The organism is Desulfovibrio sp. ZJ200 (assembly GCF_011039095.1).
Classification (GTDB): Bacteria; Desulfobacterota; Desulfovibrionia; order Desulfovibrionales; family Desulfovibrionaceae; genus Desulfovibrio.
The window spans coordinates 100,545-112,796 of record NZ_JAAKEH010000001.1 but is presented as its reverse complement, the minus strand read 5'-3'; the positions used below and the strand labels follow the sequence as shown (position 1 = coordinate 112,796).

Below are 12,252 nucleotides of genomic sequence, written 5' to 3'. Positions count from 1 at the left end.
TGTATGCTTCAGGATTCCGTTACCGGCATAGAGCATTTTCTCTTTGAAAATGCTCTGCTGACGCGAAAGCGGCAGCCGCCGCAACGCGGCGTACATTCAGGCGAAAACCGCGTTTTTCGCCTGAATGCCACCTTTGACTTTCATAAAAAGTCAAAGGTAATCTGCTCTAGTTCGGGCCGGGCTGCGACCGTCAGCGCCGTCAGCCGTTCGCGCACAAGGGGGCGAAAGAGGCTTGAAGCGTTGCGGCGCAGGCTTGCGATGGCTGAAAATTCAAGAAAACAGCGTTTGAAGACCGTCGGCCACAGGCGGCATACAGGCAAAGCATCGGCCTTGTCCGCGCTCGCGCCCTGGAGCATTTTCAAAGAGAAAATGCTCTAAGGCGGCCAGGAGCGGCAGCGGCGGCTTCAAAAGACCATACCCCCTCTGAAACCGGTACAAGCCCATTCGTCCGCGCTTCAGTCGTTGCCGCGCGGAGCGTTTTTCGATCCCTTTGGACCGAAGACAAGCAGCGCAATACACAATAAAGCCGCAATGGGCAAAATCAAGGGCGCAATGCGATGATAGAGGCTCGGCGTTGCCACAAGCCCGGCTCTGGCCCACAGGGCTTCGGCCTGAAACTGGTTGCCGCGCATGGTCAGGCGGCCGCGCGGGTCCGCTACCGCGGAAATGCCGGTATTGGTGCCGCGCAGGAGCCAGCGGTTCTGCTCCACGCCGCGCAGCACGGTCAGGTACAGATGCTGCCGCGCTGCGGGGGTGCGACCGAACCAGCCGTCATTACTGATATCCACCAGTATTTCGGCTCCGTGCTCCACACGGGTCTGGGCAAGCCAAGGGAATATGCCTTCATAGCAAATCAACATGCCCAGGGCAAGATTTCCGTAGCGCAGCGGCGCGACGGCCGTGCCTGTCTCATAGACGCCCACGCCCTGCAACAGCGCGGAAAGAAAACCCCAGTTGAGCCAATCCGGCAGATATTCGCCGAAAGGCACCAGATGTTCCTTGTCATAGTGCGCCAGCGTGGCGCCGTCCGGGCCCAGCAAAAAGGCCCGGTTGAAGATTGCCGGTTCCCTGCCCGGCCTCTGCTCCATGCCCGGCGCGCCGAACAGCAGCGGACTTTGGGCGTCGGCCGCCAGTTCCCGGATACGCGGAGCGTGCAGCCGGTCGGTTTCAAAAAAGAACGGCAGAGCGGTTTCCGGCCAGATGATCAAGGGCTTTTGATCCGGGCGCTGCTCCAGAGCCTGTCGGGTGAGCCTCAGGTACAATTCCACTGTTTGCCGTTGAAAGGCGGGCAGCCATTTTTGATTTTGATCAATATTGCCTTCCACAAAGAGAACGGCGAGGCTTTTCTCGCCTGTGGGCTCGGCAATGCAGGCTTGTCCGTGCAGCCGCCAGCCGCCGTAGGCCAGCAGGAGCGCGGCCAGGCCCAGACCCGCGGCCGGGCACAGCCATTGCCGCGCGCCCGTCTCCGCGGCCTGCCTGTTTTGCCGCGTGCCGCGCGCGCCGGGCAAAGCCGGGAGGCAGAGAAGCACGGCCAGCACCCAGAGCCCGCCTGTAGCATAGGCTCCCACCAGATCCGCGGTCTGGATCAGCAAGGGCTGAACCGCCAGGGCGCCGGCCAGGGGCAGCCAGGGAAAACCCAGGGCCAGGGCGTATGCCGCTTCCAGCAGATACCAGATCAAGGCCAGCAGCACGGCGGCGCAGGGGGGGGGCCGATGCCGCAGCAGATGCGCGGCCAGCGAAAACAGGCCGCTTGCGCTGGCCAGGCACGCCGCAATGAACAAAGCGCAGGGCACGGCCAGCAGCCAGGGCAGGCCGCCCACATTGTGCACAGGCAAGGCCAGCCAGTAGAGGGCGGCCACGCCGCCCGCAAGGCTGGTGAACCAGCCCCAGCGCAATGCCGTCACGGGATCGGCGGCGCGCCGGCCCAGCAAGGCAAGCGATGCGGGCCAGAGCAGAACCAGCGGCGGAAGACTGAGAAAATCATTGGGAAAACCCAGCCAGACAGCCAAAGCTCCCATCAGGGCCAAAGGCCAGAGCAAGGGTTTTTCCCCGGGCAGGGCGCTCATGCCTCGGTAGCGTCCCCGCCGCCTCGCGCGCCGGAGAAGGTCTGTTCAGCCGCCCCGGCCCTGCCCGCCGGCTCCATGCGCAGGCGGCGGATCAGCTTTTTGTCCGCATCCAGCACAGTGAAGGTCCAGCCGTCCAGGGTGAAGCTTTCGTCCGGGGCCGGCACATGCCCGGCTTCCATGCTCAGATAGCCGCCGATGGTGTCCACCTCGTCGGAGCTGAGAGCAACGCCCAATTCTTCCAGGTCTTCCAGCAGGGCGCGACCGGTGAGCTCATAGACGCGATCCCCGAGGGGGCGGATGTCCTCCTGGCGGGGCGTATCGTGCTCGTCTTCAATGTCGCCCACGATCTCCTCCAGCACGTCCTCGATGGTGATCAGGCCCGAAGTGCCGCCGTATTCGTCCAGAGCGATGGCAATGTGCTGCTTGCGCGCGCGGAATTCCTGCAAAAGCGTGCGGATGGATTTGGTTTCCGGCACAAAAAAAGGTTCGCGCATGACCTGGGGCGCCGTTGGCGCGGCCACGGCAGGATCGATAAGGCAGCGCAAAAGGTCTTTGGCGTGCAGAATGCCCACCATATTGTCGCGGGTGTCCCTGTAGACCGGGATGCGGGAATGGCCCGATTCCACAATGACGCGGGCCACTTCGGGCAAGGGCATGTCGTCGGGCACGCAGTCAATGTCCGTGCGGGGGATCATGGTGTCCTGCACCTGTAAATTATTGAAGCGCAGAATGCCCAGCAGCATGGACTCCTCGTCCGGTTCCACCTCGCCTTCGGCCCTGGCCTCCTGGATGGCTTTTTCCAGTGATTCCTCATCGTCGTGCCCGAAAAATCTGCTCAGGCGCGACCAGATAGTACTGTGACTGTCTGAGCCTCCGTCCAAAATAACCTCCTTGAAAAGTGTATTTTTTTCATTTTGCCGATGCGAAAGCCGTGCGCCTTGCAGAGCCGCAGAGCAAACTCACAAAAGCTTTCGCTGTTCCAGATCCATGCGCATGACCCACTGCGCAAGGCCCCACGTCGCGCGCGGGCGGGCTGTGGAGCCGGTGGATCGCGGACTTGCCCTGCTCCGGCACGGCCCGGCTGGTAAATTCCACCCCCGGAATCAGCGCGGGCGGCGGATCTGCCTGACGACGGGCAGTGACCACTTCGCAGGCCACCAGAAAGTAATGAGCTTTTCGCTTTTGTCCATCGCACAGATGAGCAGACAAAGCAATCGGGAACCCGTGTTGAAGGATTCACTTTCAGAGCCACTCATATATAAATCCCTGGAGTGCTCTCACGATACATTAAAAATATGCTCTAAGTATCCGCAGATTTTCCGGCGCGTCGTCCACAATCAGCACGCGGCTTCGCGTTGGAGCAGCGTGCGCTGCGCTCATAATCGGCCCTTGATCAGCGGTGGCAACTTCTCGCTCAAATGCTCGGCCATGCGGCGCACCAGGCGACTTTCCGCATCGACCAGCCGCGTATAGGTCTTGCCCTGCACCATTTCCTCGGCTGCGTAAATGCCGCGGCCAAGAATCGCATCCCCCGCGCCCGTGAGAGTCCAGCGGGCCTCCAGCACGGCCTTGGCGTCGAAATTGGCGTCCAGGCGCTGCACGTCCAGCAGCAGGGTATAGTCGCCGCGCGCTTCATCGCCTTCAGGCAGCACAGCGACGCCCGCTGCGAGCAGGGGCGGGGTGAGCGTCTCCCGCGTGACGCGTCGCACGCCCTGGCTCAGCGGTTCGGCCCAGAGATGGAATTCGGCCACAATGATTCTGCTTTCTCCCTGCACCCGGCTGACGATGCCGTTGCGATCCAGATACTCGGGCACATTGACCTGAGCCACCCGCAGGCTTTTGCCCGGCAGGGATTGGGCCTCAAGCGGGGGCTGGCCGCTCTCCAGAAGGTAATAATTGCTGGGCGTGCTGCGGCCGCAGGCCACAAGCAGGCCCAGCAGCGCGATAGCCAGGTAAAGAAGTGGGCGTGACATCAGCGTGTTCCTTTTTTGCCCCGCAGCAGGGCTTCGGGATTGCGTTCCAGCATGGTGGCCAGCTCGCGCAGGGAGCGCGCCGTCGCGATGCTCTCCTTGAGCAGCCGCCGCACATCGTTCATGGTTGGCGAGTCGCGTCTCAGAACATTCTGGGCCGAAGCCGTGGCCAGGCGCAGTTGCTCGGCCGCCAGCCCCATATTTTGCATGGCCGTGCGGAAAGATGCAAGCGTGCCGGGCAGTTCGGTCTGGACGGCAGCGGCCGCGCTATCGATCCGTTGCAGCACGCTGTCCGCCGTGTCTCGCATTTCGGCGGCGTTCAGCAATATGTCGCGGGCTGCCTCAAAAGTTTCGTCAAAGGCGGCCAGGCCGCGTTCCAGCTTGCCGTCGCCCAGGGCCTTGGACACGCTTTCCAGAATGGTGCCCAGGGAATGCACCATCTGCTCCAGGGGCAGCCGCGCCAGGGTCCGTTGGATGGTGTCAATGGGCGAAGGAATGGTGGGGATTTCCCGATCCGGCGTGGAAGAGCGGAAATTGGCCGGCGTACCCGGATGAAAATCAAGCACCACGCGATATTGCCCGGTGATCAGGCTTTGCAGCTGGAGCTGCGCGCGCAGGCCGCGCTGGACCATGCGCCGGATGATTTCCTGTTGCAAAGCCTCGGAAGGATTGCCGCCGTTGGCGCGCACGATGCTTTTCTCATCTATGCGGATAAGCACGGGAATGGTCACGTTGGAATCACGCGCATTGGCCACCAGGCTGATCCGTGTGACGCTGCCCAGGGGCACGCCGCGAAAGACCACGGGCGCGCCGATGGAAAGACCGCTCACCGAGCCGTCAAAATAGAGCACGTACTCAATGTCGCTGTTGAACAGGCGGCCGCCGCCGAGCACGATGATGCCCAGGGCAAGAAGGGCAAGCCCCCCCAGCACAAAGGCGCCCACCGTGGTTTTGTATGCTTGCAGGTTCATAATGCCAAGTCCTTGTGCGCATCGTTTTGCCCGTCCGGCGCATGGCCGCGCGCGTCGTCCTTTTCGTCGCGGGGGCTGCCCCTGGTGAGGAAAAGCCGGGCGTGCTCTTCCGTATGCGGATCGCGGGCAAGCTCGCTGGGGTTTCCCTGAGCCGTGACCGAACGGCTTTGGGCGTCCAGAAATATGCTGTTGTCGGCAATGGCGAAAATGCTGGCCAGATCGTGCGAGACAATCACAACGGTGGTATGCAGCGTTTGCTGCAATTCCAGAATCAGATCATCCAGCAGCCGCCCGCTCACCGGGTCAAGCCCGGCCGAGGGCTCGTCCAGAAAGAGTATCTGGGGGTCCAGAGCCAGCGCGCGGGCCAGACCGGCCCGCTTGCGCATGCCGCCGCTGATCTCGGAGGGGTAATAGTCTTCAAAGCCCGCCAGCCCGGCCAGGGCCAGCTTGAGGGAGGCCTGCTCGCGAATTTCCCCGGCGTCCAGATCCGTGTATTGTTGCAGGGGCAGCCCCACGTTTTCAGCCAGAGTCATGGAGCTCCACAGAGCCCCGCCCTGAAAAAGCACCCCCGCATGACGCATGACCCGGCGGCGGGTCTGCTCGTCGCCGCCCCAGAAATCCACATCGCCGTAAAGGATCTGCCCGGCCTGGGGCGACTTGAGCCCCATAAGCACACGCAACAGCGTGCTTTTGCCCGAACCCGAGCCGCCCATGATCAAAAAGACCTCTCCGGCGCGCACGTCAAAGCTGACGTTGCGCATCAGCACAAATGAGCCGTAGCCCACAGTCAGATCCCGCACGCTGATCCGGATTTCGCGCGCATCGTCAGACCTGGCGGCGGGCTTTTCTTCCGGCAGGGAGGTGCCGGTATGTTTTTCAACGCCGCTCATCTCACACTTCCAGCACGTTGCAGATCACGGTAATGACGGCAGTGGCCACAATGATCCCCACAATGGCGTGCACGACGGCCGTGGTGGTGGCAAGACCCACGGCCTGCGCGCTGCGGCCGCAGCGCATACCCTGGTAGCAGCCGGCCACGGCAATGATCACCCCGAAGACCGTACCGTAAACCAGACCAATGAGCACATGCTGGAAGGGCACCATGCGGGTAGTGGCGTTGAGGTATTCCAGGGGGTTCAGATCCAGCATCAGGGTACCCACCAGATAGCCGCCCAGAATGCCCATGAGATCGGCATAGAGAGTGAGCAGCGGCACCATCAGCGTGAGCGCCAGCACGCGCGGCAGCACCAGAAAATCAACGGGCGATATGCCCAGGGTGGAAAGGGCATCCACCTCCTCATTGACCTGCATGGTGCCGATCAGGGCGGCGTATGCCGCGCCCACCCGGCCGGACATGACCACGCCCACCATGACCGCGCCCATGACCCGCAGCATGCCGATGCCCACCAGACCCGCCACATAGATTTGCGCGCCGAACTGGGTCAACTGCACCGCGCCCACAAAAGCCAGGATCAAACCGAAAAGCAGGCTGGTGACTGAAATGATCGGCAGGGCCTGCACGCCGCTTTCATACATGGCCGCCACAAAGTCCTGGCTGCGCATCTTGGCCCGGCCCAGGAAAAGATGCCAGACAGAGAGCGTGATCTCGCCGAGAAAGCTGAGAAAATCCGCCAGCTTGGGCGGAAGTTTCAGCACGCTTTCGCCCAGGTTCGATAAAAATGAAGTTTTTGCGCCCTTGCGCGCGGCGCCTTCCTGCGGGGGCACGGCGAAAGCAAGTTGCAACAGACGGGCCAGGCCGTCGGGCAGGTCCGCGTGCACCGGCACTTTGCGGGAACGAGCCGCCGTGACGATCTGCACGAGAAAAACCAGCAGACTGGTGTCCCACGGGCCGAGATCCGCAGCTCCCAGGCGCACTTCGCGCACGCGTTGGTCCGCAATGTCCGCCAGGGCGTCGTCGGCCTCCTCGGGCCAGGGGGTCTCCATGTGCCATTGGCCGCCCACGCTGATCTGCAAGAGCGATCCCTGAACTGAAGCTGTTACTTGCGGACTTGTTCCCATCACTATACTATACCCGCAGCCTGTCCACTGTGCAAGCCTGCCGCGCACCCTTAACCCATTTGCAGCCATGTCACTTAAAGAACGCCTGCGCCTTGACGCTGACCCCATATTTTTGATGGACGGTTCCGCCTTCATTTACCGGGGTTTTTTCGCCAACAAAAATATGCAGCGCACCGACGGTTTCCCGACCAATGCCCTGGTGGTGGTGACCCGCGTGCTGTTGCGCATTCTGCGCGAGGAGCGGCCCCGCTATTTCGCCTTTGTCAAGGACGGCAAAGGCAGGAACTTCCGGCACGAGATCTTTCCGCTCTACAAGGCCAATCGCGAGGCCATGCCCGAGGATCTCGCGCGTCAGATAGAGCCCATTCAGCGCATGGTCCGCGCTCTTGGCCTCCGGCTGGAGATTTCCGAGGGCTGCGAGGCCGATGACTGCATCGCTTCCCTGGCGGCCCGTTTCTCGCCCGATCATCCGGTGATTATCGTCAGCGGCGACAAGGATCTGAAGCAATGCCTGGGTCCCAATGTCTACATCTGGGATCCTGCGGCGCGCGAGGAGAAGCTGTTCGGCGAAGCCGAGTTCAGGGCCGAAAGCGGCGTCAGCCCTGCCCAGTGGCCGGACGTGCAGGCTCTGGTGGGCGACGCCAGCGACAATATACCGGGGGTGCCCGGCATCGGTCCCAAGACCGCGCGCCAGATATTCGAGATCTGCCCGAGCCTGGAAGATATCCGGGAACATTTCGCTTTGCTGCCGCCCAAAATTCAGGACAAGCTGCGCGACCATCTGGAAGCCATGTTCGTGTGGCGAAAGCTGACCACGCTTTGGCGCAAGGCCTGCGAGAGCCTGACGCTGGAGGATCTGGCGGTGGGGCCCCTTGACGCGCCGGAGTGCGCGGCTCTGGCTGAAGAGTTTGAACTCCATGCCGTGCGCAGGGAAATGGCGGCCCTCGTGCGCCGTCAGAACGAAACCGCGCCCCCGGCGCGCTCTGCGGCAGGGGACGGCGGCGCAGGCGATTCTGCAACGCAGGCCGCACCCGCGCCGCAGGCGGGCCGGGCCGTCGCAGGCGCTGCGCCAGCCCGGCTTGGCGTAGCGTCGCGGCCGTCCGCGCGCGCGGGGGAGCAGATGAGCCTTTTGGAGAGCCCGCAGGCGCCTGCGGCCCCTGAGCTGCGAGATCGCGAAAACCTGCCGGACTGCGCGGGCCGCGCAGCGGCCCTGATCTGGCCGCAGGGAATGTCCCGGCCCCCGCATCTGGCCGTGCAAGGCGGTGAGGAATATCTCTGGGCCGGGGGCCTGGATGCCCTCTGTGCCTGGCTGGAGCCCGCGCGTCGTCTGGTGACGGCCGATCTCAAGGGGCTCATCAGGTCGGGGCACTGCCGGAAGGATCTGCTGCTGGGCGAGACGCCGCCGCGCTGTTTTGATCTCGGTCTTGCCGCCTATCTGATTAATCCGGAGGAAAGCGATTACGGTTGGCCCCGACTGGCCGCGCGCTGGGGCGGGGCGCTGAAGATCGAAGGCCAGGGCCCGGCCCGCCAGGCTCTGGTCATGGCCCGGGCCCTGGAAGCCCGGATGACGCAGGACGGGCTTCTGGAGCTTTACAATACGCTGGAACTTCCTCTGACGCCGGTGCTGGCCGATATGGAGGAGCGCGGCGTGGCCATTGACGCCGCTGCCTTTGAAGCCTTTCTCTCCGATGTGCAGGGCGAGCTGGACAGGCTCACGGCCGAAGTTTACGCGGCCGCGGGCACGACTTTCAATATTCGCTCCGCGCAGCAGCTCGGCGACGTGCTTTTCAACACCCTGCGCCTTCCCTCGCCGCGCAAGACAAAAGGCGGCCAGGCTTCCACCAGCCAGCAGACCCTGGAAAAACTGGCAGGACGCCACGCAGTGGTGGACAGTATTCTGCACTACCGCAAACTGGAAAAAATGCGTTCCACCTATCTGGACCCCCTGCCGCGTCTGGTGGACGCGCAGGGCCGCATCCACACCACCTTTAATCAAAAGGCCACGGCCACAGGCCGGCTTTCCTCCAGCAATCCCAATCTGCAGAATATCCCGGTGCGCGGCCCGCTGGGCAAACGCATGCGGGCCTGTTTCATTGCCGGGCCGGGTCAATGCCTGGTTTCCGCGGATTATTCGCAGGTGGAGTTGCGCGTGCTGGCGCATATATCCCAGGATGCGGCTCTGCTGGACGCCTTCCGCCAGGGGGAGGATATTCACGCCCGCACGGCTGCCCTGATTTTTGATCTGCCGCCCGAACAGGTCAGCCCGGATCAGCGCCGCAACGCCAAGACCATCAATTTTGGCCTGATCTACGGCATGGGCGCGCAAAAACTGGCCCAGGAACTCAAGATCAGCACTGCCGAGGCCAAGGATTTCATTGGCCGCTACTTTGCGCGGCTCACGGGCCTGAAGGCTTTTTACGAAAATGTGGAAGCCACGGCAAAACGACAGGGTTTTGTGACCACCCTGGGCGGCCGCCGCCGTCTTTTGCCGGAGATCCTCTCAGCCAGCGGCCAGGCCTTTGCCCTGGCGCGCCGCCAGGCCATAAACACGGTTATTCAGGGTTCTGCCGCGGACATCATCAAACTGGCCATGCTGGCCGTGGCGCATGATCCCCAGTTGCGCGAGATGAACGCGCGTTTGCTCTTGCAGGTGCACGACGAATTGCTGCTGGAGGCCCCGGAAGACACGGCCAGAGCCGCGGGCGCGCGCGTGGCCGAACTGATGAGCGCGGTGGCCCCGGGCGGCGAGCGGCTTTCCGTGCCTTTGGCCGTGGATTGGGGCACCGGACATGACTGGGGCACGGCCCATTAGAGCGGTTTGCCAGAGCGGTTGCCGTTTTCAACAGCAAACCGCTCTATCTGCATCTCCGGCGAGGTTCTGCGGTCCCAGTCGCGCAGGACGATGTAGACCTGCCCGGCATTTTGTCCGGCCCCGATGAGCGAATAGCCCGCGACGGTGAGAATGTTGCGCACCACGTCCGCCTCTTCGGTCAGGATATAGGATCGGATGTCCGCGAGAACGACGTGTGAAGCGGAGCAGCCCGGAAGGCCTCAACGTCAATCGTCACTCTCTTCCCATGTCCACTGTCCCTGGGGCTGGCTATGGAGCTTCCAGTTCAGCTCAGCGACATGGGCGGCTTCCGGGGAGCGGGGGAAGACGGCCTTCGTGACGTTCACACTGGCGATATGCACATTCTGCTTTGCGAAGTCGGCAAAAAGCGCTTCGGTCATGTTGCGGATGCCCGCCTTCGCGACGCCGAGCGCCCGATATTCAGGAGCGGGGCGCAAGGCCAGACGCCCGCCCGTAAGCAGAATGGTGCCCGCTTTGCGGGCCAGCATGGCGGGCGCGAAGGCTTTGAGGGCGTAAAGACAGCCGGTGATGCCCACCAGCACGTCTTCGGCAAGATTGGCGTACTCCGCCTGGCTCAGGGATTGCCCGTGCACGATGGCCGCGTTGTAGTGCAGTACGTCGACAATGGCATACCGTTCCGCCAGTGCCACAAGTTGCCGGTGGTCGCCCGCGTCGAGTCTGACGGCCTCCGCCTCCTGCCCGGTGGCCTGCCGCACTTCGTCCGCCAGCCCCCGCAACCGCTCCGGATTGCGGGCGGTCAGAACGGGGTGAAAGCCTTCTTTGGCGAAACGAATGGCCGTGCTGAGGCCGATGCCGGGGCCGGTGCCGATGCTGAGAAAGATTTTTTTCATGACGTAGCTCCTTTGTGACAGGTTAGTTTTCCATGGTTGGCTTGATGAACCAATTCAAGACGAACAGGGCCAGCATGAGCATTGCGCCCGTAAGAGCCACGGCAAGCCAGCCAAAATGACTGAAGAGCCAGGGGCCAAGGGCCGCACCTGCCGCCCCTCCGCAAAAATTCATGCTGATGTTCAGCGAATTAGAGCATTTTCACTTTGAAAATGCTCTGCTGACGCGAAAGCGGCAGCCGCCGCAACGCGGCGTGCATTCAGGCGAAAACCGCGTTTTTCGCCTGAATGCCACCTTTGACTTTCATAAAAAGTCAAAGGTAATCTGCTCTAAGACGCCCCCGCGATTCCGGCGGGGAAGCAAGCACGCTCCGCTGAATGGTGAGCGTGCTGACACTCCCGGCAGGGTCGATGAGAAGCGCCGCCACGACAAAAAACACGGCGAAAGAGGGCAGCCACAAGGTTAAAAGCCAGGCGGACGCGGCCAGCGCAGTGACCATACCCAGCAGGCGAAAACTCCATCCTCTGTCGAGCAGTCGGCCGGCAAGCAATACGCATGGCGGCGTGATGAGCCCGGCCAGGGCGAAAAGCGCCATTCCCTCATGCGAGAAATGCAGATTGTCCAGCAAATGGATGGGCGCGGCACTCCAAAACATACTGAAACTGAAAAAGCCCCCTGCGGAAAGCATGACTCTTGGCACCATGCGCGGCACGCTGAATAGCAAGCCTCCCATGCCCCGCAGCATGACGCCATAGCGCACACGCAGCCCCGCCGGTCTGACAGCCGGTAAAAAGCGCAGGAGCGCCGCGCCGAACGCCAGCATGAGCGCCCCGGCCCCAACGTAGAGTGTGCGCCAGCCCGCTGCACCGGCGATAAGGCTGGAGGCCGGACGGGAAAGCGCGATGCCTAAAAAAATCCCGCACGCCAGTATGCCGAGCACGCGGCCACGTTCGCTGTCCGCCGCCAAACCGGTGGCAAAGACCACCAGAATCTGCGTGGCGACGGCAAAAAATCCGATCAGGAACGTGCCCGCGCAGGGAAAAAACGGCTGACATGGGATGATCTTGAGGGAGAATCGCTTATGCTGGTCAGGCGCGGCGTGTCGCCCGTGCTGGACAGGATGCGCGACGAGATAGACCGGCATCATGCAAACATCCGTCTCATCGACATGCCCAATATCTATGATGCTGAAGTGTTCAACCAGTGCGAACAGCTTGGCTGCCTCATGGAAACGCCGGAAATCTGAGCGGACGTGCATCCTTCACTGGTGACGCTGCCGATGGAATGGGAATATACCATGCCGTATGGAGTGGTGTATGCGAAAAATCCATCCGCAATTTTTAAGGAGTTTATAAAAGTAATAAAGAAATATATAAAATAGAGAAAATTACTCTATTTTCCGGTTGTGCAACTCGATTGATTCCCCCTTGCGTATGTTCCGCGCGCCGTTAGAAAAAATCGGAAACATGAGGGTATTGTTCAGCTCAGTCCAAGAAGGAGTAATCTGCCCAAGAGTATCCGGTAAA

14 protein-coding genes are annotated in these 12,252 nt (G+C 62.1%); 4 read left to right on the top strand and 10 right to left on the bottom strand.

Annotated features, from left to right (window positions below; translation table 11 throughout):
- Window positions 1–3: 3 nt before the first annotated feature.
- Window positions 4–378, top strand: coding sequence for a hypothetical protein (locus G7Y52_RS00440; RefSeq protein ID WP_165064403.1), 375 nt, complete (start codon window positions 4–6; stop codon window positions 376–378).
- Window positions 379–455: 77 nt separating this feature from the next.
- Here G7Y52_RS00440 and lnt read toward each other — a convergent pair whose 3' ends face one another.
- From lnt to G7Y52_RS00405, 7 genes are all read right to left on the bottom strand, one after another.
- A complete protein-coding gene (lnt, locus tag G7Y52_RS00435; protein WP_165064401.1) occupies window positions 456–2,066 on the bottom strand; it encodes an apolipoprotein N-acyltransferase in 1,611 nt (536 codons plus the stop codon).
- A complete protein-coding gene (locus tag G7Y52_RS00430; RefSeq protein ID WP_165064399.1) occupies window positions 2,063–2,947 on the bottom strand; it encodes a hemolysin family protein in 885 nt (294 codons plus the stop codon). Before G7Y52_RS00430 ends, lnt begins: the two co-directional genes overlap by 4 nt.
- Before the next feature lie 28 nt (window positions 2,948–2,975).
- Window positions 2,976–3,275 carry a hypothetical protein gene (locus G7Y52_RS00425; RefSeq protein ID WP_165064397.1) on the bottom strand — a complete coding sequence of 100 codons (300 nt, stop codon included), beginning with the start codon at window positions 3,273–3,275 and terminating at the stop codon, window positions 2,976–2,978.
- A gap of 167 nt (window positions 3,276–3,442) precedes the next feature.
- Window positions 3,443–4,039 (bottom strand): PqiC family protein, encoded by a 597-nt coding sequence (locus G7Y52_RS00420; RefSeq protein WP_165064395.1) that lies wholly within the window; start codon window positions 4,037–4,039, stop codon window positions 3,443–3,445.
- On the bottom strand, window positions 4,039–5,007 hold the full coding sequence (locus tag G7Y52_RS00415) for an MlaD family protein (RefSeq protein WP_165064393.1): 969 nt from the start codon (window positions 5,005–5,007) through the stop codon (window positions 4,039–4,041). The genes G7Y52_RS00420 and G7Y52_RS00415 overlap by 1 nt, the downstream gene beginning before the upstream one ends.
- Complete coding sequence (locus tag G7Y52_RS00410; RefSeq protein ID WP_165064392.1) at window positions 5,004–5,897, bottom strand: ATP-binding cassette domain-containing protein; 894 nt, start codon at window positions 5,895–5,897, stop codon at window positions 5,004–5,006. Before G7Y52_RS00410 ends, G7Y52_RS00415 begins: the two co-directional genes overlap by 4 nt.
- Before the next feature lies 1 nt (window position 5,898).
- Window positions 5,899–6,981 carry an ABC transporter permease gene (locus tag G7Y52_RS00405; RefSeq protein WP_241159541.1) on the bottom strand — a complete coding sequence of 361 codons (1,083 nt, stop codon included), beginning with the start codon at window positions 6,979–6,981 and terminating at the stop codon, window positions 5,899–5,901.
- A gap of 112 nt (window positions 6,982–7,093) precedes the next feature.
- On the opposite strand from G7Y52_RS00405, the gene polA reads away from it, so the two are divergent.
- Window positions 7,094–9,838, top strand: coding sequence for a DNA polymerase I (polA, locus tag G7Y52_RS00400; RefSeq protein ID WP_165064388.1), 2,745 nt, complete (start codon window positions 7,094–7,096; stop codon window positions 9,836–9,838).
- On the opposite strand, the gene G7Y52_RS00395 is transcribed toward polA, so the two are convergent.
- From G7Y52_RS00395 to G7Y52_RS14810, 3 genes are all read right to left on the bottom strand, one after another.
- Window positions 9,835–10,002 carry a hypothetical protein gene (locus tag G7Y52_RS00395; RefSeq protein WP_165064386.1) on the bottom strand — a complete coding sequence of 56 codons (168 nt, stop codon included), beginning with the start codon at window positions 10,000–10,002 and terminating at the stop codon, window positions 9,835–9,837. The genes polA and G7Y52_RS00395 overlap by 4 nt on opposite strands.
- 81 nt (window positions 10,003–10,083) lie before the next feature.
- Window positions 10,084–10,728, bottom strand: coding sequence for an SDR family NAD(P)-dependent oxidoreductase (locus G7Y52_RS00390; protein WP_165064384.1), 645 nt, complete (start codon window positions 10,726–10,728; stop codon window positions 10,084–10,086).
- 22 nt (window positions 10,729–10,750) lie between these two features.
- Entirely contained in the window at window positions 10,751–10,900 is a 150-nt protein-coding gene (locus tag G7Y52_RS14810) for a hypothetical protein (RefSeq protein WP_206215147.1), read from the bottom strand.
- Here G7Y52_RS14810 and G7Y52_RS15165 point away from each other — a divergent pair.
- Complete coding sequence (locus G7Y52_RS15165; protein ID WP_241159540.1) at window positions 10,899–11,192, top strand: hypothetical protein; 294 nt, start codon at window positions 10,899–10,901, stop codon at window positions 11,190–11,192. The two genes, G7Y52_RS14810 and G7Y52_RS15165, sit on opposite strands and share 2 nt — an antisense overlap.
- A 615-nt stretch (window positions 11,193–11,807) precedes the next feature.
- Window positions 11,808–11,972 carry a hypothetical protein gene (locus G7Y52_RS15160; protein WP_241159539.1) on the top strand — a complete coding sequence of 55 codons (165 nt, stop codon included), beginning with the start codon at window positions 11,808–11,810 and terminating at the stop codon, window positions 11,970–11,972.
- Window positions 11,973–12,252: the final 280 nt, after the last annotated feature.